The 24,745-nt window shown below is 61.2% G+C and carries 21 protein-coding genes and 1 tRNA gene; 7 read left to right on the top strand and 15 right to left on the bottom strand.

What is annotated here, in order from left to right:
* Positions 1 to 4 precede the first annotated feature (4 nt).
* A complete protein-coding gene (locus VFI82_06360) occupies positions 5 to 355 on the top strand; it encodes a helix-turn-helix transcriptional regulator (GenBank protein ID HET7184288.1) in 351 nt (116 codons plus the stop codon).
* A 53-nt stretch (positions 356 to 408) separates the two neighbouring features.
* Here the strand turns inward: VFI82_06360 and VFI82_06355 are convergent, their stop codons facing one another.
* The 6 genes from VFI82_06355 to VFI82_06330 form a co-directional block, all read right to left on the bottom strand.
* Positions 409 to 669 (bottom strand): hypothetical protein, encoded by a 261-nt coding sequence (locus VFI82_06355; protein HET7184287.1) that lies wholly within the window; start codon positions 667 to 669, stop codon positions 409 to 411.
* Between the two features lie 78 nt (positions 670 to 747).
* Positions 748 to 1,191, bottom strand: a complete 444-nt coding sequence (locus tag VFI82_06350; protein HET7184286.1) for a hypothetical protein — start codon at positions 1,189 to 1,191, stop codon at positions 748 to 750.
* 109 nt (positions 1,192 to 1,300) lie between these two features.
* Positions 1,301 to 2,413 (bottom strand): ABC transporter permease, encoded by a 1,113-nt coding sequence (locus VFI82_06345; protein ID HET7184285.1) that lies wholly within the window; start codon positions 2,411 to 2,413, stop codon positions 1,301 to 1,303.
* Positions 2,410 to 3,453: an ATP-binding cassette domain-containing protein gene (locus VFI82_06340; protein ID HET7184284.1), complete on the bottom strand. Its 1,044-nt coding sequence runs from the start codon at positions 3,451 to 3,453 to the stop codon at positions 2,410 to 2,412. Before VFI82_06340 ends, VFI82_06345 begins: the two co-directional genes overlap by 4 nt.
* Positions 3,450 to 4,544, bottom strand: coding sequence for an efflux RND transporter periplasmic adaptor subunit (locus VFI82_06335; protein ID HET7184283.1), 1,095 nt, complete (start codon positions 4,542 to 4,544; stop codon positions 3,450 to 3,452). Before VFI82_06335 ends, VFI82_06340 begins: the two co-directional genes overlap by 4 nt.
* Complete coding sequence (locus tag VFI82_06330; protein ID HET7184282.1) at positions 4,541 to 5,215, bottom strand: TetR/AcrR family transcriptional regulator; 675 nt, start codon at positions 5,213 to 5,215, stop codon at positions 4,541 to 4,543. The genes VFI82_06335 and VFI82_06330 overlap by 4 nt, the downstream gene beginning before the upstream one ends.
* 126 nt (positions 5,216 to 5,341) lie before the next feature.
* Here VFI82_06330 and VFI82_06325 point away from each other — a divergent pair, with 126 nt between their 5' ends.
* Positions 5,342 to 6,514: a PP2C family protein-serine/threonine phosphatase gene (locus VFI82_06325; protein ID HET7184281.1), complete on the top strand. Its 1,173-nt coding sequence runs from the start codon at positions 5,342 to 5,344 to the stop codon at positions 6,512 to 6,514.
* Between the two features lie 7 nt (positions 6,515 to 6,521).
* On the opposite strand, the gene VFI82_06320 is transcribed toward VFI82_06325, so the two are convergent.
* The 3 genes from VFI82_06320 to VFI82_06310 all read right to left on the bottom strand — a co-directional run bounded on the left by VFI82_06320 (position 6,522) and on the right by VFI82_06310 (position 10,055).
* Positions 6,522 to 7,034, bottom strand: coding sequence for a polymer-forming cytoskeletal protein (locus tag VFI82_06320; protein ID HET7184280.1), 513 nt, complete (start codon positions 7,032 to 7,034; stop codon positions 6,522 to 6,524).
* Positions 7,035 to 7,123: 89 nt separating this feature from the next.
* Complete coding sequence (locus tag VFI82_06315; protein ID HET7184279.1) at positions 7,124 to 8,305, bottom strand: D-alanine--D-alanine ligase; 1,182 nt, start codon at positions 8,303 to 8,305, stop codon at positions 7,124 to 7,126.
* A 106-nt stretch (positions 8,306 to 8,411) separates the two neighbouring features.
* Complete coding sequence (locus VFI82_06310; GenBank protein ID HET7184278.1) at positions 8,412 to 10,055, bottom strand: B12-binding domain-containing radical SAM protein; 1,644 nt, start codon at positions 10,053 to 10,055, stop codon at positions 8,412 to 8,414.
* 187 nt (positions 10,056 to 10,242) lie between these two features.
* Between VFI82_06310 and VFI82_06305 the strand changes: the two genes are divergently transcribed.
* Positions 10,243 to 11,478 (top strand): ABC transporter permease, encoded by a 1,236-nt coding sequence (locus VFI82_06305; protein HET7184277.1) that lies wholly within the window; start codon positions 10,243 to 10,245, stop codon positions 11,476 to 11,478.
* Positions 11,478 to 12,764, top strand: a complete 1,287-nt coding sequence (locus VFI82_06300; protein ID HET7184276.1) for an ABC transporter permease — start codon at positions 11,478 to 11,480, stop codon at positions 12,762 to 12,764. The genes VFI82_06305 and VFI82_06300 overlap by 1 nt, the downstream gene beginning before the upstream one ends.
* Positions 12,765 to 12,839: 75 nt before the next feature.
* On the opposite strand, the gene VFI82_06295 is transcribed toward VFI82_06300, so the two are convergent.
* Complete coding sequence (locus VFI82_06295; protein HET7184275.1) at positions 12,840 to 13,226, bottom strand: response regulator; 387 nt, start codon at positions 13,224 to 13,226, stop codon at positions 12,840 to 12,842.
* Positions 13,227 to 13,290: 64 nt separating this feature from the next.
* Positions 13,291 to 13,452: a hypothetical protein gene (locus VFI82_06290; GenBank protein HET7184274.1), complete on the bottom strand. Its 162-nt coding sequence runs from the start codon at positions 13,450 to 13,452 to the stop codon at positions 13,291 to 13,293.
* 166 nt (positions 13,453 to 13,618) lie between these two features.
* On the opposite strand from VFI82_06290, the gene VFI82_06285 reads away from it, so the two are divergent.
* Positions 13,619 to 15,394 carry a mechanosensitive ion channel domain-containing protein gene (locus VFI82_06285; protein ID HET7184273.1) on the top strand — a complete coding sequence of 592 codons (1,776 nt, stop codon included), beginning with the start codon at positions 13,619 to 13,621 and terminating at the stop codon, positions 15,392 to 15,394.
* A 169-nt stretch (positions 15,395 to 15,563) separates the two neighbouring features.
* On the opposite strand, the gene VFI82_06280 is transcribed toward VFI82_06285, so the two are convergent.
* On the bottom strand, positions 15,564 to 15,854 hold the full coding sequence (locus VFI82_06280) for a hypothetical protein (protein ID HET7184272.1): 291 nt from the start codon (positions 15,852 to 15,854) through the stop codon (positions 15,564 to 15,566).
* Between the two features lie 92 nt (positions 15,855 to 15,946).
* A complete protein-coding gene (locus VFI82_06275; GenBank protein ID HET7184271.1) occupies positions 15,947 to 18,547 on the bottom strand; it encodes a tetratricopeptide repeat protein in 2,601 nt (866 codons plus the stop codon).
* Positions 18,548 to 18,806: 259 nt separating this feature from the next.
* Here VFI82_06275 and VFI82_06270 point away from each other — a divergent pair, with 259 nt between their 5' ends.
* The gene (locus tag VFI82_06270) at positions 18,807 to 21,182 is read left to right on the top strand and encodes a protein kinase (GenBank protein HET7184270.1); all 2,376 of its coding nucleotides are present in this window, start codon (positions 18,807 to 18,809) and stop codon (positions 21,180 to 21,182) included.
* A gap of 90 nt (positions 21,183 to 21,272) precedes the next feature.
* Here VFI82_06270 and VFI82_06265 read toward each other — a convergent pair whose 3' ends face one another.
* The gene (locus tag VFI82_06265; protein HET7184269.1) at positions 21,273 to 22,040 is read right to left on the bottom strand and encodes a hypothetical protein; all 768 of its coding nucleotides are present in this window, start codon (positions 22,038 to 22,040) and stop codon (positions 21,273 to 21,275) included.
* Positions 22,041 to 22,357: 317 nt separating this feature from the next.
* On the opposite strand from VFI82_06265, the gene VFI82_06260 reads away from it, so the two are divergent.
* Positions 22,358 to 24,148, top strand: a complete 1,791-nt coding sequence (locus VFI82_06260; protein HET7184268.1) for a sialidase family protein — start codon at positions 22,358 to 22,360, stop codon at positions 24,146 to 24,148.
* Between the two features lie 216 nt (positions 24,149 to 24,364).
* On the opposite strand, the gene VFI82_06255 is transcribed toward VFI82_06260, so the two are convergent.
* Positions 24,365 to 24,458: transfer RNA gene (locus tag VFI82_06255), tRNA-Ser, on the bottom strand.
* Positions 24,459 to 24,745: the final 287 nt, after the last annotated feature.

Here is a 24,745-nt window from a genome sequence, read left to right as displayed (position 1 = left end):
AAACATGAATATCGGCGAGACGATCCGCAATTTCCGTCTGCAAAAGAGCATGTCACAAGGCGACATCGAGAAGCGCACGGGGTTGTTGCGCTGCTACCTGTCACGCGTCGAAAACGGCCATACCATTCCGTCCCTGGACACACTGGCCAAGATTGCCGGCGCGATGGAACTGCCGCTGGCGCAATTCTTCACCGACAATACGCACGACAACGGCACCCGCAACTTGCCGCAGTTAAGCGAAGACGAAATCCGCTTCCTGACGCAGATACGCCGTTATTCCTCGAGTTTGAATGACAGCGATCGCAAGCTGGTTCTGGCCATGGTCAAGAAAATGGCGGCAGGCACGGGAAAATAGTTCAGCTTCCAGATTTGTTGTGAGCGGGGCGCAGTAAGCGCCCCGTTTACATTTCACGCAGCCTGGCGAGTCGTGAAAGCAAGCCGCTGAAGGCTCCTCAGATCAGAGCGCAGGACCTGCACCGTGCGCTTTTGCCTGTCTGGCTGCGCCGCGCCGCACAGCTGGCAATCAATGGACTGCCTGGAGACAAACCTCGCGACCCGCTCCGGGTCGGGGCTGCGCGCCTCGCACACCAGCTTCTCGGAACTGCAGCGGCCGCAGATCGGGCAGTCGAACGAAACCGTGCACCCGAAGTAGTAGAAGCCTTCCGCCATAAGATGAATGAATGGACGATGCGGACGGTCGAGCGAGTTGTCTCTGAGTTTGTGCGCCTCAGTAAATTGATCTGAAAGCTAGTAAGGCGAGAAGGTCAATGTCTTATCCTGCTTTTCCACCCAGATGCGCGCCGGCTCCTTGCGCTCATTGATCGTGACCACCACCACCACGCCGCTTCCCTGCTTGGGATTGGCGGAGCCATCCAGGTGAAAGCTTTTGATGATGCCCCACTCTCCGCCCGGACCCCAGTCATTGTAGAACTCGCGAAAGGAGTAGTTCGGGTTCGCGGGGTGCTGCTTCCAGTTGGGATCGTGCAGCCAGATGGCGTAGGCCTGTTCGAAATCCTTGTTCACCAATGCGGTAAAGAAGCGGTTGACCACGCGCTCCTCGGGCCAGTTGCGGTACAGATAGGCAACGATCCCCACCACGATAATCGCGGCAACCACCACCGCGATGATGATGCGGGTGCGCCGCTCGCGCCGGGGATCGTATTGCGGAGCGGTAAAGATCGTACTGGCCACGGAATAATGATAGCAGTCTGGGGTAAGCGGCTAGGGAGGAGCTAGCTGTCAGGTGTCATGCGTCACGCTTCGGGCTCAAGGATTGACGGGTCAACGGCGACCGCTGGGTCTACAGGGTGCGCTTGAACAGCGGCGTGGCGATGGAAATCATGATGGCGGCAAACAGGGTCAGGAAGAGCAGATCGTGCCAAATGGCCGCGAATCCCGCCTCTTTCAGCAGCAGCGCCTTGAAGGCGTGCACGGCGTAAGAAAACGGATCCGCGATGGCGATCACCTGCAACCACTTGGGAAATGCGTTGATCGGGTAAATCGCGCCGCTGGGGAAGAACAAGAGCGTGTTGAGCACGCCAAAGGTGGCGCGCGGCACCAGCGGGTCCTCCACGCGCACCATGAACAGGAACATCATGGTGTTAAAGGCGAGCGACGTCACCAGGATGAGCAGCGCCAGCAACACGGCCTGCTGCGGGCGGAACGTCGCGCTCACGCCGGCGAGCAGCGAGCCGACGACGGTGATGACAATGCCGGAAGCAATCGCCTTGAGCGCGCCCGCCGTGTTCAGCCCCAGGATCAGTTCCAGCTTGGTGATCGGCGTGACCAAAAAGCCTTCGTGGATGCCGCGCGCCTTGTCGTCGATGTAGAGCATGCCGCCGCCGATCATCACGGAAACAAACATGGCCAGCGTGATCGATCCCGGCAGCAGGTACTTCATGTACTCGATATAAGGATAGAGCTCGACAACATCGAGAGCGACCTGCTGCACGACGCGTGGTTCTACGTCGGGGGTGTTCAGCGCCCGGGTCAGTTCGGTGAGCTTCTGCTCCAGCGCGGAACTCACGAAGTTGTCGCTGTTGTCCACCACGAGGGCGATCCGCGGATCTTCCTCGGCATAGAGCCGGCGCGAATACTGTGGCGGGATGATGAGCGCGCCATCGATCTTGCCGTTCTTGACATCCTGCATCGCCAGCTTGTCGTTGTCGTAATAGACCGGCACGAAGGTGCGGACGTTGGCGGCAACGGAATTAAACGCCTCCTTGATGCGCAACGACTGCACCCCGCCGTCCTGGTCGACGATTCCGAGGCGTGCGTCGCGAATCTTGCCGCCGAAAGCATTGCCCAGCACGATGAGCTGAATCAGGGGAAACACCAGGGAGACCAGCATCAGCGCTGGGGAGCGTAGAAACTTGCGCAGTTCGCGTTCGACGATGGCCCACATGCGGTTCATGGACGCATCCCCGGGCGGTCGGGCATGACGAACCCGAAGGCCTTGACCTGTTCGTCGCGCAACTGCCGCCCCGTGTAGTGAACGAACACATCGTCCAGGGTGGTGCTCTGCACGGAAAGCGACTTGATGACGACATCGGCTGACAACGCGCACTCCACCAGCGCGGTGACACTGTCGGCGCCGGCGGAAAGAATGCGGTACATGCCCGCGCCCTCGGGCTGCACCGAGTTGACCTTGGGCAGGGCCTGCAGCATGCGCTCCCAATCCGGCGGCGTCTTCGCGAACTGGACTTCGATGACGTTTTCCGCCGGCACACTCGCCTTCAAAGCCAGGGGCGTGTCCAGCGCTACCAGTTTTCCGTGATCCACGATGGCGATGCGGTCGCACAGGCGATCGGCCTCATCCATGTAGTGGGTGGTGATCAGCATGGTCAAGCGGCGCTGTTCCTTGATGTGGGTGAGCATCTCCCAAACCGCAACCCGGGAGACGGGGTCCAGGCCGGTGGTCGGCTCGTCGAGAAAAAAGATTTTGGGGCTGTGTACCAGCCCGCGCGCGACTTCCAGCCGCCGCCGCATGCCGCCGGAAAGGGTCTTGGTCTGGGCGCGGCGCCACTTGGTCAGCTCCACTTGCTCCAGCAGATCGTTGATCGCGCGCTCGCGCTCCTCGCGGGGTACGCCGTAGAGTTTGGCGTAGATGCTCAGGTTCTCTTCTACCGTGAGATCAATATCGCTGGTCATGGCCTGCGGAATGACGCCGATGGAACGCCGCGCCTCGTTCGCCTCCTTCTGCACGTCGTGCCCGGCGATGAATGCCTTACCGCCGGTGATCGGTATGAGCGTGGTCATCATGCGGATCAAGGTGGACTTGCCGGCACCGTTCGGACCCAACAAGCCGAAGATCTCTCCCTCCGCAACGCTGAATGACACGCCATCCACGGCGGTGAAGTCGCCATACTTTTTCGTGATGTTCTCGACGGCGATGGCCGGGGGACCACCGGCAGCAGGCCGCGCTGTTTCCCGGATTGTCGTATCGCTGGTCACTTGCCCTGTCCTGTTGCCGGCGCTGGAGGCGAGGCGGCGTTGAGCTTGGAAGCAGGCACCAGTACTTCGGCAGTCATGCCGGTGGCGTACTTCATGCCCTGGTTGTCGATGCGGAGCTTGAACGCAACCGTCTTGATGTCGCGCTTGCTGCGGCTGACGTCGCGTTGCGTGGCAAAGTCTCCCTCGGTGTTCTTGAAAATGACTTTCCCGGGAATGACGGCGCCGCTGGGCATGCGGATATTGAGGGTGTCGCCGAGCGCAATTTTGTCGGCATAGGTTTCCGGCACGGCAGCCCGAACCCAGGTATCGGACAAGTCCACCAGGGTGACGATGGGCACACCGGGATTGACCACCTCTCCCTGGCGCGCGGCGCGCAGCGAGACAACGCCGGCAATGGGCGCCACCACCCGCGTATACCCCAGCCGCGTGTCGGCTTGCGCAAGCTGCGCCTCGGCGTTCATCATTTGTGCCCGCGTGGAGGCAACGTTGCTTTCGGCGGCGCGCGTGTTGTGCAGGCGCGCTTCGGCGGAGGCCAGGTCAGCTTCGGCGGCGCGCACCTGGTCACGCAGAGACTGCACGTTGGCCTTGGCGGACTTCAACGCCGCCACCGCGCGATCACGGTCCTGCCGCGAAGCCACGCCCTGGTCGGCCAGCGACACGGTACGGTCGGTATCAGCGGAGACCTGCTCGAGATTGGCTTCCGACATCGTGAGTTGGCTCTGTACCGATTGCAGACGGGCGCGCGCGTTGACGACATCACTGGAGGTGGAGCCGCGCGTCATCAACTCAGTGGCGCGGGTGCCGGTCACCTGCGAGCGCAGGCCGGCGATGGTGTCGGCCGCGGCGCGCTTCTGCGCTTCCAGTTCCGCAGAGTCGAGCACCGCGATCACGTCGCCCTGCTTGACCGGGGTACCTTCGTCCACCAGCAACTTCTCAATGCGCCCCTGGATTTTGGCGCTCACGATCACCTGGTTGGCATCGACCGTGCCAACCAGCACCAGGCCACCGTCGCGGTTCGTGGTGGCGAAGTAGTAGCCGACCGCAACCGCCAGCATGACGACGAGAACGATCAAGAAACGGCTGCCCTTCATCGTCTGGCCTCCGTAGGCGATCCTGGCGCGGTGAAGATGGCGGCGGAGATGAAGTCCAGCACGGCGGCGCGCCGCTTTGCCACGCGCTCCGGCGAAAGAGGGTCAATGCCTGGCGCCAGCAACTGCATCATGGGAATCGAAGTGACGTGGAAGATATTGAGTGCGATCAGCGACGGCATCACTTCCATCGGGTCCAGCTTGCGGATGTCACCGCGGGCCATTCCTGCCAGCATCACCTCGCGCAAGCGCATGAAGGTGGGCCGCAGATAAGTCTCGACAATGCGCTTGAGGTGCGGGGAGCCTCTGCGCCCCACGCGCATCATCTCCCGTTGCACCATGCGCGGAAACGCGGGGTGGCTGGCGATGTAATCGAAGTGCGCTCCGACAAATCCCAGAATGGCTTCGCGCGGGGAAAGGTCAAGGTCCAGCACCGCCGAGATGCGCTCCGTCAGGCCGGCGAAGACCGAATCCAGCGCCGCGCCATAAAGGGTTTCCTTATTTCGGAAGTAGTAGTAGAGCAGGGCCTTGTTGACCTTGGCGCCGCGGGCGATGGCGTCGGTGCGCGCGCCGGCCACGCCCTCGCGGGCAAATTCCGCGATGGCGGCATTCAGGATGGCGGCGCGCGTCTGCTCGGGCTGCCCGCGCGTGCCCAGCGATCTCGATTTAGTCATCGTCGCCATAATTAACTAACTGGTTAGTTATGATAACAAAAGGCGCCTCCCGGATGCAAGCGACAATAGATTTCCTTCTTTCCATGCCCGGCCTGAAACTGTGATTCACCCCTTATAATCACAAAAATGGCAGCCACCGCCCCCGCCTCGCGTCCTCCTTCCGTCCCTCCCCCGCCGGTCCCCTTCAAGCGACGGGCGAAGGATTTTTGGGAGCGCGTCAGCGAAGGACTGGAGCTCAACCAGCTCTGGTCGCAGTTCGTTCAAGAGGCGCGTACCAGCTACAGCTTGTACTCGCGCGAATTCAAGCGCGGCGATGTGGAAGGCCTGCGTCGCGGCCGGCGGTTCTGGGCATTGAGCAAGCAATTCTTCTGGGCCGTGCTGATGAAACTGTCTCCGGCGCGGCGCATTATCCTGATCCTGGCGGTGGTATTCCTGGCAGTGCCCGTCTTCCAGTTGCAGGTTTCCGACCGAGGTGTGAACGTGGGCGGGAGCAGCCTTGCATTCTGGGGCGGGCTGATGCTGCTGGGCCTGTTGGTGCTGGAGATCGCGGATCGGGTCACCATGAAACGCGACCTGGAGATCGCGCGGGAAATCCAGCATTGGCTCGTGCCTGAGAAGCCGCCGCAGATTGCGGGATTGGATGTTGCGTTCGTGTCTCGCCCGGCAAACACCGTAGCCGGAGATTACTACGACGTGCTGCCGACGCAACCGGAGGAACCAACGTCTGACGTGCTGCTGGTGGTCGCCGATGTTGCCGGGAAAAGCCTGCCCGCGGCGCTGCTGATGGCCACTCTGCAAGCGAGCCTGCGCACGCTGGCGACCACCGCGCATACACTTCCCGAACTGGTAGCCGGACTCAACCGCTACGCCTGCGCCAACAGTCTCGGTGGCCGGCGCTTCACCACCGCGTTTTTGGCGCTCTTGCATCCCCACACCGGCGTATTGACGTACTGCAATGCCGGTCACAATGCGCCTCTGCTGCGGCGCGCTGGCGGCACGATGGAGCGCCTGGAGGTCGGCGGCGTGCCTCTCGGCATTCAAAACGAACCCCCGTACCTGTGCGGCAGTGCGGTGCTGCGGCCCGGCGACATGCTGGTGATTTTTACTGACGGCGTGGTGGAAGCGGTGAACGAGCGCGGCCAGGAATACGAGGAAGCTCGCCTCATACCGCTGGTTCAGCGCTGCTGTTCGATGAGCGCGCAAGGATTGGTGGACAGCTTGATGGGTGAGCTGAAGATCTTCTCCGGACAGGCCAGCCAGCACGACGACATCACCTGCATGGCCGTGCGACTGATCTAGTCTGCGGCTAGGTTCGACCGGCCACCTGCGGAGCAGGCCCAGGTCGGCCGCGCTGGAACAGCCACATGAGCAGCCATAGAATGAGGACGATCACAGCGCCGAAGCACGCCAGGGCAAAAATGGCGGCGACCATAAACTTGCCCCTTGGAAAGGACGCCTGGTCGCCGCGCACGGTAGCCGAAGGGCTGCGCTTCACCTCGCCACCGAAAGCCGCCACGTCACCGCCGACCTGGGCGCCATCGCCGAGTCGCAGATTTCCCCACGCCAGGGCCACGTCGCCGGTGACCACACCCTCAATCACGATCCGCCCATCGAAAACTGCGATGTCTCCCTTGACCAAGCCGCGCACGTAAACCGAACAGTGGACGCAGGCGATATCACCGCGAGTTTCGTTGGGCGCAACGGTGATCGTGCGGCCAATGGCAACATCGTCGTTGTCCTGCGCGAAGGACAGGGACGCAAGGCCCAGAAATCCTGCGGCCGCGAAGGCCAGAAAAGTCCTGCTTACTGACGGTGTCATGCGTTCCCTCCAGGCAATCCACTACCTCCTTAGATTACGCATGATGCGCAGCAAAGTTCCGGTCCTGTGCGCCGGCAGGGTCAGGGAAATCAGTCCTTGGTGTACTTGTTCCTCTTCTTCTCCTCGAAACGCTGGAGGCCGAGTTGGATGAGGCGGTCGATCAGTTCGGGATAAGAGATACCCGATGCGGCCCACAGTTTCGGATACATGCTGATTGAGGTGAAGCCGGGCATGGTGTTGATTTCGTTGGCGAAGACGCGGCCAGTCTTGGGGTCCATGAGAAAGTCCACGCGCGCCAGTCCGGCGCAGTCCACGGCGAGAAAGCACTTCACCGCCATCTCCTGGATCTTCTTCTGCTGCGAGCGGGGCAGCTTCGCCGGGATGATCAGCTTGGAGCCCTCATCGATGTACTTGGCGTTGTAATCGTAGAATTCCGCGGCCGGCACGATCTCCCCGGGAACGGAAGCCTGCGGCTGGTCGTTGCCCAGCACCGAGCACTCGATCTCCCGCGCGCGACCGCCTTTCCCGCCGACGCTCTGCTCGACGATGATCTTGCGGTCGAACTGCGCCGCCTCATTCATCGCCGCATCGAGTTCGCCGCGGTCGTGCACCTTGGAAATGCCGACTGAGCTGCCCAGGTTCGCGGGTTTCACGAACACCGGATATTTCAGGGCCTTTTCGATCTCGCGCCGTACTTTCTTCGCGTCCTTCTCCCATTGCGAGCGCAGCACCGTAACGTGTTTCACGATGTCGAGTCCGGACTGCCGGAACAGCCGCTTCATGACGTCTTTGTCCATGCCTGCGGCGGAGCCGAGCACACCCGCGCCGACGTAGGGGATGTCCGCCAGCTCCAGCAGGCCCTGGATGGTTCCATCCTCGCCGAAGGTGCCGTGCAGCACGGGAAAGATGATGTCCACATTAATGGCGCGGTCGCTGGTACGGCGGTGGGGAACATCGGTTTCAAAGGGCTGGAGTTCGTGCCCCGGGACGGGTGGGACCATCACCGATTCGCCCTTGGCCAGGACCGCCGCCCCGGGTGTGACTTCGGGGTCGCCGGCGCGGAGATGCTTGGGCTCGGTCTTTTCGCCCCGCAGCAAGCGTTCGGCGTTATCGGCGCTGAGCCAGCGGCCGTCCTTGGTAATGCCGATGGGAACCACGTCGTACTTGCTTTTGTCGATGGCCTGCACGACCGAAGCGGCCGACAACAGGGAAACTTCGTGCTCGCCGCTGCGCCCGCCGAACAGAACGCCTACGCGAATTTTCTTCGCCATGTAGGCACGATAAATCGGGATGCGTGGGGAGGCAATTGGCTTTCAATAGTCGATGGTCGTTGGTCTACGGGCGCCTGCAATTTTCGCGACCGCCGCGACCGTCGACCTACGCTTCCAACCAGTTTCTGCGCTCCACGAAGGTCGGCGGCTCGTAGGTCTTGCCCCTCGCCAGGCGCTTGTCTTCTCGCCGGGAAGTCCACAGGAGCAGCGGGCCAAGGAACGCGCGCGTACTCTGCGCGGCGACGCCGAACTCCTGTTCCACCTCCTTGCGCAGCGACTTGATCTGCTGGCTGATTTGCCCATTGACGTGTTTCAGGCGCTTCTCCATCGCCCACAGGGAAGCGTTGTAGGCGCTCTTCAGCTGCCTCACCTCCCATTCAAAACGGGCGCGGACGCGTGCGTCGTGGTAATTCTTGTATCGCTTCCAGCCCTGCAGCATGGTCTCGCAGATGCGGTAGATGCTGGGTCCATTGCGCTCGAAGTCGCGGAGGAAAGCCCAATCGAGAAATTTCTTGGAATCGTCGCGCGAGATGGCGGCGTGCTGGAAATTGAACTTGTACTGGCCGTGGATGTCGGCGAGATCGACGTCGAGCAGGCGGCCTTCGTCCATCATCTGCTGGAACAACGGCGTGCCCGGGACCGGCGTGTAGAGCATGAACTGGTGGAAATCGGTCTGGTGCGCGATGGCGTGCTCCACTTCCTGGCGAATGTTTTCCGGAGTGTGGTGTTCCATGCCGACGATAGTCGAGCCCAAAGTCTTGATTCCATGCCGGCGGAGTTCGCGCGTCAGCGAAAGCGTGTCGGCGCCATTCAGCTTGGCGTAGCCGGAGCGAGGCGATTCCAGGCCCATCCACATCCAGGAGACTCCGAGCTCAACCAGTTCCTGCATGGTGTATTTGCGAATGGCATTGGCGGAGGAAAACACGTACAGCGCCCACGGCTTGTTTTCCTGCTTCATGCGCGCCAGCAGTTGCATGGCGCGCGGCCGGTTGAGCAGGAAGTTTTCATCCATCATGAAAAAGGAGCGTGTGCCCATGGCCTTCGCGGACTGCATCATGACGTCGAACAGTTCGTCTCCGGATTCGTAGAAATTGACGAACTTCCCCTTGCCGCCGAAGAAGGCAGAGGTGGTGCAGAAGTTGCAGCCCATGGGACAGCCGACCGAGGGAATGATGGCTGCCGCGGTCCGGCTGCTGGAGTCCGGCATTCGCATGCCCATGACGCGCAGCTGAAACGCTGACATGATTGCCGGATGCCGGATGGGGGCGGTCTCATCCTCGCCGAGGTAGCGGCGCATCCAGGCTATGCCTTCGCCTTTAACTATGAAATCGGCGTCCACCATCTGCTCGACGCCCGGGATGGCGGCGACGTGCCCGCCGATCACGATCTTGGAGTGCGCCGAGAGGCGGCGAACCGTGCGGCACATGTCACGCACCTTCCCCACGTTAGGGATGATGGAGGAGATGCCGACAATGTCGTACTGTTCGGCCACCAGCTCGCGCTCGAAACGCTTGCGGGTAGGGAAATCCAGCACCGTGCACGGGGCGCAGATATTGTGCTGGATCATCATGATTCCCCAGGAGCGGTGGAACATGCGCAGAGAAAAGCTTCCCTGGGCGCGGGTCACCTGGTTGTGGTACAGCTCCATGGGATTGATGGCACGGCTGCCGAAGGCATCGTCCTGGGCGTAGGGTCCGAACACGGAGGCGAGCAACACTTTTGCCTGCGAGCCCTTGGGGTGGGTTTCCACTCAACGCTCCTTAGTATGCGCGGGAGTATGCGCGGGGATCTTTTAACGATATTCCCCGGAAGTACGCGAACCCAAGCAAAAACGAGCTCATCACAGGGATGTGTGACGGGCAGCACGCGCCCGTTCCATGAACTTTTCCTCCCGAACTTGCGTATCTTGAAGTGTGGCCAGGATAGGTGTGACCAGGATGCACCGCGAGTTCCGCCTGCGCGAGCCGGCGGTGGTGGCGCTGGAAACCATGCGCGCCCACAAGCTGCGCTCGTTTCTCATGCTGCTGGGTATCATTCTGTCGGTTTCAACGCTGATCCTGGTGGTCGCCCTGATCGAAGGGACCAACCGCTACATCGCCGACCGCGTCGCCAACATGGGGTCGAACGTCTTTCTGGTCCACCAGTACCCGATCATCACCAACGCGGCCGACTTCGTGAAAGCGCAGCGCCGCAACCGCAAGATCGAATGGGACGATTACGAAGCCATGCGCAGCGGCCTGCGCCTGCCTCTGCAGGTGGGCGTGGAGGTGAGAAAGAATGGCAAGGTGAAAAGCGGCGCCGACAGCCTCGAGGATGTCTCCATCCGCGGCGTCACCGCCAACATCGGCCAGATGGACGTGGAAGAACCGAAAACGGGCCGGTACATCTCCGAGGCCGATAACGAACACCGCGCTACGACCGCGTTCATCGGAAGCGAAACTGCCAGCCGGCTGTTTCCCAGCCTGGATCCCATCGGCAAGATGCTTTCCGTGGACGGACGCGAGTACGAGATTGTGGGAGTGGCGAAGGCGATCGGCACCGTGCTCGGGCAGTCGCAGGACAACTTCGTTTACGTCCCGATCCAGACCTTCCTCAAGTATTACGGCCACAACTTGAGCCTTTCAGTCAACGTGCAGTGCCGTGGAGCAGAGTGGATGGAGCAGAGCAAGGACGAAGTGCGCGCGCTGATGCGGGCGCGCCGCCACCTGGCTCCCGGCGCTGAAGACACCTTCGGCATCATCTCTTCGGACACCATCATGGGCTTGTGGAAGAACCTGACTGCGGTGCTGGCCTCCAGCATGGTGGGAATCGTAAGCGTCTTCCTGGTCATCGGCGGGGTGGTGATCATGAACGTAATGCTGGCGAGCGTTACCGAACGCACGCGGGAAATCGGGGTGCGGAAGTCGATTGGAGCGCGCCGCCGCGACATCCTGATGCAGTTCGTAGTGGAATCGTCGGTGATGTCGGCGGTGGGCGGCGCGATTGGCGTCGCGGTAGCATGGATCGGCGCCCTGATCGTGCGCAACACCACGTCGGTGCCGATGGCGGTCCCCATCTCCGCCGTGCTGATTGCGCTCGTGGTCTCGACGGCGGTCGGATTGTTTTTCGGAATTTACCCCGCGCGCAAGGCGGCCAGGCTGGACCCCATCGAGGCCCTGAGGTTCGAAACCTGATGAGCCTACCAATTCAAAAATCGAGCTTCTTCCGCCGTCTGGAACTGGGCGAGAACGCGCGCATGGCGTTGTCCACCCTGCGTACGCACAAGACCCGCTCCTTCCTGACCGTGCTGGGTGTGGTCATCGGCGTCACGGCGCTGATCGCGGTCGGCTCCATCGTGGTCGGCTTGGACCGCGATGTGCGCGCATTCCTGGAAGACTACGGCACCAATACGCTTTTCGTCTTTCGCTGGGACATCGGGTTCCACGTCGGCCGCCGCACCCAGGAAGAGCGCATGCGCAAGCCGCTCACGCTCGAGGACGCCATCGCCATCCAGCAGGAGTGTCCGGCTGTGAAGAACACGACGGTCGAAGTCTTTCAGCGCTGGGACCGGCGCACCGGGCCGGTGAGCGCGCGCTACAAGGGGAACGAGGTATTCCAGATCGACCACAACGGCACGCTGCCGAGCTGGGCCGAGGTTTACAACGCGCACTTGCTGAAAGGCCGCTTCTTCAACGACGGCGAGGAACTGCATCGCATGGACGTTGCCGTCATCGGGTACGACTTGCAGGACGGGCTGTTCCCCGGCGAAGACCCCATCGGCAAGGAGGTCATGGTGGACGGCGTCTCCTACCGCGTGGTGGGCGTGCTGGACAAGCGCAAGGGGCAGTTCTTCCGCGACGATTCTGCCGACAAAACTATCCAGGTGCCGTACACCAGCTTTCGCAAGCACCATCCCACTTATGACGAGCACTTCATCGGCGTCGAGTCATTCCCGGGGCAGAAAGCGGCCGCCGAAGACGAGGTCCGCGGCCTGCTGCGGCGGCGACGCAATGTGCCCTTCGACAAGCCGGAGAATTTCTCCGTCACCTCGGCGGAGGCGATGGCGTCGCAGTTCCGCCAGATCATGGGGGCGATCGGCCTGATCACGGTTGTGGTCAGCTCGATCGGGCTGCTGGTGGGCGGGGTAGGGGTGATGAACATCATGCTGATGTCGGTCACCGAACGCACGCGCGAGATCGGCGTGCGCAAGGCGGTAGGCGCGCGGCGGGGCGACATCATCCGCCAGTTCCTCATCGAGGCCGTCACCCTCACCGGTACCGGAGGGGCGATCGGGGTCTTGCTCGGCATCGGAATCAGCGTTGTGATCAATCTGACCATGCCCAAGCTTCCCTCCGCCGTGCCGGCGTGGGCGATTGTGCTGGGGGTCGGCTCCGCCATGAGCGTGGGATTGTTCTTCGGCATCTACCCGGCATGGAAAGCGGCAAAGCTCGATCCCGTGGAAGCGCTTCGCTACGAGTGATCACTCCCGATTGGAAGCCGCTCGTCGCTTCGAAAACTCAACGATGCAGATTGAAGATCGAAGGGCAATGAGCCGTCACGAAATGCGAGTTGCTCGCCGGCGGCGTTGGCTGACCAGTTCGGCCACGGTATCCAGCAATTGGGTTATGTTGCTCGGCTTGGACAACAACGCATCGGCGCCGGAGGCACGCCAGTCCCGCGCCAGGATCGGGAACGCGGTCAGGATCAGCACCGCGGGAGGATTGGCCACGGCACGCGCCGCGCGGACCACATCAAAGCCGGCGCTGTCGCTCTCCATTTTCATGTCGGTGATGACCGCGTCGAAGGGCCGGGCGGCCAGGGTGGTCACCGCCTCCGCAGCTGAAGCAGCGCTGACCACGCTGTAGCCATTGCTTTCGAACGCCGCCTTCAACATGAACGCAACCAGCTGTTCGTCGTCCACGACCAGAATCTGCGTGCTCATATGCGGTTTGATGCAGCTTCCTTCTGCCCCGCTTTCGGGGAGAAAGCATACAATTCCGACTTCGCTACGGCGTTGGGCTATTGAGGGTGGAAGGCTTGATTACGGGCGGGGCGGCTGGCTTCTTCCGCTTATCCTTGGACTGCTTGACGCGGATCTTCACTTGGGCGCGATGAGCGCCGCCGCCGGCCTGGTAGCCGCGCGCACGACCGCGAGCCTGCAGGCTCATGGCCGAGCTCACCAACAACACAACGACTAGAATCCGTGCACCCACGGCAATATTTAGTTTTCCAAGGATGAATGGGCCGCCATATAGTCTTCTTTTGCGATAAAAATGTAAATAGTGTTCTGCGGGCCCGTTCGACGGGCGGCAAGCTAAGCTCACTGGCAGTCAGATGCGACATATACGACGTGGGGAGGCACTGGTAGCGGGACTATGGCTGGCGCTGATTGGCGCGGCCGTCGTGGGGCTGATCGTGACCCGCGAGTCGGCGCCGCCGCCCAGCCGCTTCCGCACCTCCGGCGGACCGTGGGCGCGATTGCGCAACCTGGTGGATCAGAAGCCACTGCAAACAGCGCGGGCGCTGGCCGGTCAGGCCTGGTCACGGGCAGAATATCCCTTCGCGCGTCGCGCTCTAAGCACCGCCGACGACGCCGTCGATCTGGCCTTTGCCACCGCTCTGCGCGATGCGACTTTGCATCCCGCGCCGCCGACCGAGGAGGTCCGCAAGCTCCAGGCGCGCGTGAAGGACGCTGAGACCAGCGTTGCGGCCGACCAGGACACGATCGCCGCGCTGCAAGAGTCAGATTCCAAAAACAATCCCGAAGTGCAGCAGGAAATCGAACTGGCGCAGGCGCAGCTGGCCCTCGACCAGGAGGAAGTCGCCGATGCCAAGCAAGACCTGATGCGCGCCGGCGGTGACCTGCAGGGGGCGCTCAAGCGCATGCTCGACGAGCACGTGGCCACGCACGCGGCGGCATTCACGCTTCCCAACGCGCCACCATTTGCGGAATCCTGGCCACTGGCTTCGCACGCGCGGATGTGGCGGCTGCTGCGCGACAAAATGCAGCAGCTGACATCGGCATCGCAGCAGGCAGCCCAATCCGCCGCAGCGCTGGCCAAGGCGCACGACGAACTCGAAGGGCGAGTCGACCGGCAGAAATCGGGCCAGCAGGACAGCATGTCCGCGGCGGCCAAGGCGGTGCGCGGCATGGGCGAGGATGTCAAGAGCCTGGCCGACTACGACAAGCGCGTTCAGGACCTGCAGGACCTGAGCGAGATTTACCGGGATTGGGGCGCGGTGGTGTCCCTGCAGCAGCGCGCCAGTCTCCACGGAATTGTGTTCGACCTGTTGTGGATCGTGCTCATCTGCATGCTGGCGTCCCTGGCACTGGCGGGAATTCGGCGCTTCGGCGCATCGCTGAATGCGGAGCGAAAGCGCCTGCGCAGCCTGCAATTCGCCATCCGGCTGGCAGTCCAAGTCGTCGCCCTGGGTGCGATCGTCATCGTGGTTTTGGGATCACCGGGGCAGGTGACCACTATCATCGGCCTGGCCGGTGCCGGGCTGACGGTAGCGCTGAAGGACTTCATCGTCGCTTTCTTTGGCTGGTTCGTTCTCATGGGTAAGAACGGCATCCGCGTCGGCGATTGGGTGGAGATCAACGGCATCGGCGGCGAGGTGGTTGAGATCGGCCTGCTGCGCACCGTGCTGCTCGAAACCGGGCAGTGGAGCGACGCGGGACATCCCACCGGGCGCAAGGTGGCGTGCGTCAACAGCTTTGCCGTCGAGGGCCACTACTTCAATTTTTCGACCACCGGGCAGTGGCTGTGGGACGAAATCGAAGTGCTGGTGCCGCGCGGCGAGGATCCTTATCGGGTGCTGAACTCGGTGCAGGAACTGGTGGTGAACGAGACGCGGGAAAACGTTCGCCAAGCGGAAGAAGAGTGGCACCGGGTGGCGCACAGTCACGCGCTGCAGTCGTTCTCGGCGGCGCCTGCCATCAACGTCAAGCCGACCAACATGGGCGTGAACATCATCGTGCGCTACATCACACGCGCGCACCAGCGCTTCGAACTGCGCTCGCGGCTTTACGGAGCGATTGTGGAACTGCTGCACGCCAAGCACGCGCCGCATGCAGTGTCGGCCATCGACACCTCCACCCCAAGCTGAAGCGCCAGCCTTCATCGGAGGGAGTTTTATAAACGAGGCCGGATCGTCCACCGCGAGGTCCGGAAAGCCTTCGCCGCCTGCGTCTTCTTCTCTGACCGCGGCGGAAGACCCACATTTGCTAAGACCGGGCAAATGTGGGCCACCCTTTGGTTGTGAGCGCTCCTGCTGCCTACGGATCGATGATGACCGAAGGCGGCGATCCGCCTTCGGCTTTAATCTTGCCATCGCAGATAGCAGTGTAGTGATGGATTCCGCGCTCCAGGGGATCCTTCAAAGTCGCATACACCATGCCAGGAGTGGAGTGGTCATCGATGCGCTCGAAGATATGGAATTCGTCCTTGATTTCCAGTTTGTCACAGCCGTAATACTTGAACACCAGCGTATCGCCTGCGCTGGCGAACTTATGTGGGGGCACGACTTTGTGCCTGGGGTTCCCTTCGCTGTCAAGGAACTTGCCCACGATGACCGGTTCCGTATCGCGCCAAGGGCGGCTGCCTCTCCGCTCCCGTATTGTGATTGTTCGTGGTTGAGATGCCATACACCACCTCTCTCTCAATGTTGCATATTGACCTTGGCTGGCTGCACCAGCCGTTCATACCTGGGATCTATCCGAAGATCGTTCCACGTGGGATCGTGTTGGATTTCTGCGGTCGAGTATCCGGATTGGATTGCCTTGCCCAGCCAGGTAAACGCGGCATCGCGATCGCCCAGCTGGACGTAAATATCGGCGGCGCGGAACATGTTCTGGGCATCGGCAGGCGATTGTTGCAGCGCCTGCCCCACCAGTTCGCGCGCCCGGGCGGCACGTCCCAGCATGGAGTAGCAGTCCGCCAGGGCCAGCATCTGCTTGCTGTCGCGCGGATTGATCTTGAGTTCGCTCTCGATCACTTGCGCTGCGCGCTGGTAGGCGGCTCGCGCCTTGTCTTTTTGTCCGGGCGCCCAGTTAAAGGCGGAAGCAGCGTAGTGCCAGGTGCGCGAGTCCTTGTCGTTGAGTTGCAGGGCCTGGTCGTACATCTGCGCCGCATCGCTGTATCGGCCGGCCGAAAAATATAGCGCGCCCAGGTTCACGTAGACGCGGTAGTTGGGCTGAATGGCAAGCGACTTTTCAAACAGCTGTTGGGCCTCCTGGTACTTGCCCTGCAAGTAGTAGACGCCACCGAGATTGGTATACCCGCGAGCATTCTCGGGCGCCAATTCGATCACGCGACGGAACTGGGTGGCCGCCTCCTCATAACGGGCCGCCTGGCTGTAGAAGCTGCCTAGCGCGCTGTAACCGCCCCAGTAGTCCTTTCGCATCGAGATGGCACGCCGGTAGGCGTCTTCGGCCTCCTTCATCCTGCCCAACGACGCATAGGACAACGCCACGCCGCGGTAGGCGGCGTCGCTGGTCGGATCCAGGTCGAGCGCGCGACCAAATTCCTCGACCGCTTCCGCGTACCGGCCGGTCCCCTGGTACACCAACCCGAAGGTGACGTGCACCGGTGCCAGCCGATCGTTCAACTGGGCCGCCTTTCGGCAGGCTGCCATTGCCTTCGGAATGAACGCGGCGTCCCTGCTTTCCTGGAACTGCCGCCAGTAGGCCTCGCCCAGCGCGCTGTGCGCCAGCGCAAATCCAGGATCCGCCTCGATGGCAGCCTTGAACAGCGCCAACGCTGATTTCAGGCTGTCGGGACTGGTGTAATCCAGCAGATAGCCGCGCCCGCGAACATAGTACTGGTAGGCGTTGGGTTGTGAGGTCGGGGAGGCGAAGGCGGGATCGTCGCCCTGCGGTTCAACCTCCAGCATGGCCAGCAACTTGTCGACCACCTCGCGCTCCGTGCCAGCCAGGTCACGCAGGTCGGCGTTAACCACCGCGCCATTCAGGTTGCGTCGCGTCTGGACGTCGACAAGGCTGTAGGCCACCTGGTTGTTGGCGGCGAAATTCCAGCTCCCCTCAACCACCAGTGTTACTCCCAGCTTCTTGCGCGCGTCGTCGGCCGAGCTGACTGCTTGCGCCCGCACCTCGCTGGTCGGAACCACCTCCACTCCGGAGCGCTTGCTGATCTGGGCGAGCCTCGCGGTCAGCAGCTCAGTTAAGCCGTGGCACAGCGCCTGATTCTCGGGCTTGCCACCGATGGCCTCGAACGGCAACACGGCCAGGACCCTGACTCTGCTCGCCGCCACGGCCGGTGCGGAACGCTTGCGCAGGCCCACGCGCACCCACAGCCCCGCTAACGCGACCGCAAGGACAAGCGCCACTATGGCGGCGCCAGCCAGCCATTGCCCGCGGGGCCATACACGCCGAGGCGCGGCGACCTGGTCGAGGTTGCGCCCGGAGACCAGCCGGCGCAGGTCGACTTCAACCTCGCGCGCGCTCTGGTAACGCAGCCGAGGATCTTTGTCCATCGCCTTGCGGATAATGGCTCCGACCTCGGGAGGAATCTCCCGATTGAGGCTGCACACCGGCGCGGGTTCGTGGTGCAGAATGGCTTCCACCAGGCTTGCCCACGACGTCTGGGCATGGGCGCGTTTTCCGGTCGCCATCTCGTAGAACACAGCGCCAAGGGCGTAGACATCGGAGCGGCGATCGGGTTGCGTTCCCTGCAGCTGTTCCGGTGCCAGGTACGGCAGCGTGCCCGCCATTGACGACGTGTCGGGCTCGCTCGGAAGCGTGGTCTGGTCGCCGACGGGCAACAGTCGCGCCAGCCCGAAGTCCAGCACCTTCGCCTGCCCGGCGGGCGTGACCATGACGTTGCCGGGCTTCAGGTCGCGGTGCACCACGCCTTGCTGGTGCGCTTCCGCCACTGCCGATGCCAGTTGGATGGCAAGGTTCAGCATCTCCGCCGGCTTCATGGGTCCGCGCGCCAGCCGGTCGGCGAGGGTAATGCCGGGCACGTACTCCACGACCAGGAAATCTATGTCGGCGGCAGTCTCGAAGCCGTGCACGGTCTCGATATTCGGATGATTGAGGCGGGCTAGAGTCAGTGCTTCCTGGCGAAAGCGCTTGCGCGTCGATTCATCACGAACCACGCCCGGCGACAGCAGCTTGAGGGCCACGTCCCGCTCCAGGACCTCGTCGTGGGCGCGATACACAACGCCCATGGCGCCCTCGCCAACGCGCTCAAGGAGACGATAATGCCCGCATCTTTGGCCGCAAGCCGGAGAGGTGGCCATGGGGGACCTCTTCTGCCGACACCTATCCAGCGCAAATTCTATGCCCCGCAGCCCGAAATGCAAGGGGTCGGCATTCCCACTTCGGTCTATTTTTTCCGTGCTTCTTGCGCACGCACTTCTGGGGTAGGACAAGGGAACCGCGCCGCGGCAGATTACGAGATTTTCGTTTGTCGAAGCAGAGGGAGAAACGCTCCCCGAATTGTGCTCCTCGTGGGGTAGCGCGATAATCGTGATTCACGGGACCCATTGTCGCGGCCACATGATCGGCCAAACCATTTCGCATTACAGAATCGTCCGCCATCTGGGCGGCGGCGGGATGGGAGTGGTATATGAGGCTGAAGACCTCAGATTGCGCCGTCATGTGGCGCTGAAATTTCTTCCCGAAGACCTCGACTCTGACATCAGTTTCTTCCACCGCTTCGAGCGCGAGGCGCAAGTCGCCTCTGCCCTCAATCATCCGAATATCTGCACCATTCACGATGTCGACACCGCCGGTGGCCGTCACTTCATTGCCATGGAACTGCTGCAAGGCGAAACCCTGGCGCACACCATCCATGAGAAGCCACTCGAGCTGGAGTTATTGCTCGATGTTGCCATCCAAGTCGCCGACGCGCTCGACGCCGCGCACACCGTCGGCATCATCCACCGCGACATCAAGCCAGCCAACATCTTTGTCACGCAACGGGGACAGGCGAAGATCCTGGATTTCGGGCTGGCGAAAATGCGGGTAGCAAAATCGGCCACTGCTTCGACGGAGATGCTGACTGCGTTGACCGGACCCGGCGAGGTCATGGGAACACTGCTCTACATGTCTCCCGAACAGGTCAAGGGCCAGGACTTGGACGCACGTACCGACGTGTTTTCCCTCGGCGTCGTACTGTACCAGATGTCAACCGGCATACTGCCGTTTTGCGAAGCGACGTCGGGCTCGATTTATGACGCAATATTGAACAAAACGCCTGTTCCGCCAACCCGAACGAACCGTTCAGTCCCGGCTGAACTGGAACGAATCATCGGCAAGTGCCTGGAGAAAGACCGTAAGCTGCGTTACCAAACCTCGGCCGACCTGCGCACTGACCTACAGCGGCTGAAACGCCAATTGGAATCGGCCCGAGTGATTCGCGAGACCGGACTGGCTGCCCCGGTTCCATCGCGGCGGCGCAGCAAAGTGGCAGCCGCTTCGGGAGCGCTCGCGTTGACCGTGTTGGTCGCCATCGCCACGTGGTGGACCGTCGTGCGAGGCCGGGGGGAGGCCATCAACTCTATTGCCGTGCTGCCTTTCGTGAATGACGGAGGGGATAGCAATGCGGAATACTTGAGCGACGGCATCACGGAGGGTGTGATCAACGACCTGTCGCGGCTGCCTAAGCTCCGCGTCATCGCGCGCAGCACCGTCTTTCGTTACAAGGATAAGGATACCGACCCACAAAAGATCGGACAGGACCTGCAAGTCGGCGCCGTCATGACCGGACGGTTGCAGCAGCGGGGCGACACCGTCGTCGTGCAGGCGGAATTGATGAATGTCGCCAACGCCTCCCAGCTCTGGGGCGGCCAGTTCGTGCGTAAGACAGCTGACGTTTTCTCTCTTCAAAGTGATCTTTCTCGCGAGATATCCGAACAATTACGGTTGAAGCTGACAGGCGAGGAAAAGCGGCGGCTGGCAAAACGCTATACCGATAACGGCGAAGCTTATCAGCTCTACCTGAAAGGCAGCTACTACCTCAATAAGCGGAGCGAAGAAGGATTTCATAAGGCTGTGGAGTCGTTCACTCAGGCGATCGAGAAGGATCCCAAATACGCTCCTGCATACGCCGGCTTGTCGGAAAGTTACTTCTTGATGGGAGCATATCTGGTCCGTCCAGTCGAGGAGGTCGTTCCCAAGGCTCGCGACGCGGTGGCCAGAGCACTGCAGTTGGACGATACACTCGCGGAAGCGCACACCTCGCTCGCTGCCATTAAGCAGTTTTACGACTGGGACTGGACAGGAGCTGGCCAAGAGTACCGTCGCGCGCTGGAGCTGAACCCTGGATATGCCACCGGCCACCAGTACTATTCGGATTACTTGTCGTCGCTGGGCCGCCATGAGGAAGCGCTGGCGGAGGGCCAGCGTGCCGTCGAACTCGACCCGCTGTCGCTCATCATCAACAGCGACACGGCCCAGAACCGAATGGTCGCCGGACAGGTCGATGCCGCCATCGAACAATTGCGCAAGGCACTGGAACTGGATCCAAGTTTCGCGCAAGGGCACTTCATCCTCGGCAAGAGCTACCTGCGAAAGAAGGACTTCGCCGCCGCGGCGGCGGAAATTCAGAAAGCGATGTCGCTCTCTTCGAACAGTACTAAATACGTCGGCGCACTCGGGCAAGCTTATGCCTTGGGCGGGCGACGCAATGAAGCGCAGCGACTTCTCAACGACCTAAACGAGCGGTCAAGGCAGGAACTCGGCTATTGGTGGGCCGCCGCATGCATCTACGCCGGCTTGGGCGAGAATGATCGCGCGTTCGCCGCTCTGGAAAACGCCTATAAAGAGCGCAGCAGCCCATTACAACACTCCAAGGTGGAGCCCCTGATGGACCCGTTGCGCTCCGACCCCCGCTTCCCAGACCTCCTGCACCGCGTCGGCCTCTCACCGTAAGGACGCGAATGGCCATCCTCGGCAAATGCCGATGCCCGGGCGTCTATAAGCACGAAGGCGCTGTCAAGGGGTCTACCAGGAAATGCAACACTACTGGACCGTGAGGCTGACACGGTCAACGTACTCCTGCATCTGCCCGCCGTTCGCATTAGCGTCCATCTGAAACTGCACGCCGATCACAGAATCCCAACCCCTGGGCAGCGGCCCCGAGGGGTAAGCCATGTTCAGCGTATAAGTGTGGCTGCTAACGATCTTGTTCGTGGTGTCGTACTGCACGATGCTGAAGTTATCGTAGTGCATGAGTTTGTCGGGCGTGCGGTGCAAATTCCAGGTGATGTGATACCAGACGTTCGGCTGAAACGGGACACAGGGAACGCTGGTCGCGACCCAGTAGCCCTGCTGCTGGTTCCATACATCCCACCAGCCATTGCCATAATCGCACTGCGTTCCGAACATGTACTCGGTGCCTTTGTTTTTAGCCAGCTTGATGAACTGAAAGGTGTCGAACTCCAGCGCCTGGACATTATTCGGCAGCTCATTCGTGGAGTTGTAGAGCTGGACGTAGAAGTCAAACGTAAAATTGGTAGCCGTATTGTTGACCCCCAACTTGTCCCACCAGAGCACATCGGTCCAGGACGGGCCGTTGAAGAACAACTCCATGCTGCCGTTGCCATCAACACTTGGGGTCCCGACGATGGTATTGGTGGCAATGGTCGCACTGGCGCCGCCGGCACAAGAACCAGTGCAATTCATGCCACCGCCCCAACCGGCGAGGCTGTCGTCGAGGTTGGAATATGTTGTTTGCGCCGCAACCGCCAGCGGGAACAGGAGGGCAAAAAAATACACCATTCGCTTCATGTCTTCACCCGGAAGCCAAGGCTTGCACGATTCTCGGCAATGCAGTGTGAGCTGCTACTCTGATAGCGCCGCCGGCGAGCGCTCGTCAAATACAAAACAACCTTAGTCCGCGTGTAAGAGGTTAGTGATGTTCGGTACGCGGACCGCAATAAAACGATACCAGCGGTATCAGACTGTCCCGTCGATCAGCTTGTGAGATTCGCTTGCGGCTTCAAAGTAGACAGGAATATACTCCGCAACCTCATGCGTCGGCGCTGAGTGGGGTCAGCCGGCGAGAGTATCCGTTCGTTTGCGCCAACCGAAAATAGGAGGCTCGCATGTACCATCATCTTCTTCGTTCAGGCTATCGCGCGCTCGCCGCCGGCTTGGCCCTGCTTCTGGCGCTTCCAGCCGCCGGTTCCAACCCCGATACTCTTGTCACCGTGGGGAGCCAGCGAGCACCGTTTTCGCAGAACAAACAGAACGAGCCTGCGCTGGCCGTCGATGCCAATCACCCCAATGTGCTGGTCGCAGGGGCAAATGACAACATCGACATGGAGGCGTGCAATGCCGGTACTGACAATACCTGTCCCTTCACTCCAGGTGTTGGTTCTTCCGGTGTTTACTTCTCATTGGACAGCGGCACGACATGGACCCAGCCCACGTATTCCGGCTTAACGGCCCGCTTCTGCCTTGGGGTCGTCGGCGATTCCGATCCCGCCTGCACACCACAAGTAGGGCCAATCGGTACCCTTCCGTGGTACTTCGAGAACGGATTGGTATCCGATGGTGACCCCGCGTTGGCCTTCGGCCCGAAACCGGATGCGAACGGCCACTTCTCATGGAACAACGGATCTCGGTTCTATTACGCAAACTTGACTTCCAATTTGCCCTCGCAGACTACGTTCAAAGGCTTCGAGGCAGTCGCGGTTTCCCGGACCGATGATGTAGTGGCCGCAGCAGCCGGAGACAAGAACGCTTGGACGTTCCCGGTAATTGTCACTAAACAGTCTTCGACAACGTTTAGCGACAAGGAGCAGATTTGGGCTGACAACGCCTCTAGCAGCCCCTTTTTTGGCAATGTTTATGTCTGCCTTGCATCGTTCCGCAGCGTTGGTGGCGGGCTCGCATCTCCCCAGCCGCTGCTCGTGGCCACTTCGACTGACGGCGGCGATACCTGGAAGCAGAAACAAGTGACGTCGGCCAGCAACACTCCGTTTAACCCGGTACAGGGATTTGGTCGCTCCGGCTGCACAGTGCGCACCGACAGCAACGGAGTGGTGTATGTCCTCGCTAACCAGTTTGCCGTCGGGATGCCTGGGCACGGCGCTCACGTCATGGTCAAGTCTTTCAACGGGGGGCGGACCTGGACGCCGCCGGTAAACATCGGCGAAGCTGTTGATACATGCTTTCTCGTGCAATTTGACGGAACCGGGTTCCGCTGCGTAATGGACGGTGTCGGCGGCGCGCGTGATGACCTCTCGTCGGCTCCGAGCATTGATGTCGCGAACGGCGCGCCCACCGGGGCTGGTGCAACCAATGAAATAGTACGTACCTGGGTCGATGGACGCGATGGCGTCAATCATGAACACGTGTTCGTGAGCTATTCCACGGATGGTGGAAATAACTGGTCGGATCCTGCGGCGACAGAGTCCACAGGTGACCGCGGCTACTTGTCCGCGATTGCCATTTCGCCGAGTGGAACCGATGCTTACCTGGTATACAACGCGTTCACCACCCCACTTCGCAACGATACTACTAGCCCGCGCGGGCTGGTAGGTGTTGTCAAACACGCGGACATAGGAGGTAATGGAGCTCCCGGTATATGGGCAGTGTTGCATCGTAGTGCCACGGAAGACCCGCGCGGCTCCAGCCAAAACAATTTGTGGCTGGAGTTCCTGGGCGACTACGTGTATGCGGTTGCGACCGATACCTATGGTGCCGCTGTTTGGAACGACACGCGCAACGCTGCGGATTGCCCGGCAATCGATGCTTGGCGGGCCGCAGCCCAGGCGGCGGTGGAGAACGGGACAGCCGTGCCTACCAAACCTGCGCCACAACAGGACTGCCCGGCGACCTTTGGCAACAGCGACATCTTCGGCGGCTCCTACCCAGATCCGACGCCGTAAGCGTGTACGAGGACGAGCAAACCCTGTGTGGCAGCTTGCGCACACAGGGTTTTTTGGTGCCGCTTCGCTTTGGACCCCACCGCGGCACAATCGGGAAGCGGATCTAAGAAGCGTTCCCGTCGCACAAACAGAGGTAAACACCAGAGCGCCAGGGTCATGTTCGATTCATGGGAGAGCGTAGAAGTACGTCAATATAAAGGATCAATATAAAGGAACTGGCGGAGAGGGGGGGATTCGAACCCCCGATACAGGTGTTAGCCCGTATAACGGTTTAGCAAACCGCCGCCTTCAGCCACTCGGCCACCTCTCCGTGAGGTGAAACAGGCGGGACTTTCAACAGTTTAGCACGTTCGGTTAATTTGCCTGCTGCACGATTGTTGCACTCTGCTTCAGCGCGTCCGAAGTCGCCTCCAAGGTCTTCATTGCGGCCAGAACCGCCGGATCAACGGCCTTGATGGCAGTGAGCCAGTCCTGCAGGTAACGAGAAAGGCTGGTGCTTTAGTTGGCAACCGGCCTGAGCCGCACTCCCGCGGATGTTCCTGATGAACTCGTCAAATCCCTCCGAGCTCAGTTTTCCGAGCGTGAAACTCACGGTAA

Source organism: Terriglobales bacterium, from assembly GCA_035691485.1.
In the GTDB taxonomy this organism is placed as follows: domain Bacteria; phylum Acidobacteriota; class Terriglobia; order Terriglobales; family Acidobacteriaceae; genus JAIQGF01.
The sequence above is the reverse complement of the archived record's forward strand: the minus strand, read 5'-3'. Positions and strand labels throughout refer to the sequence as shown.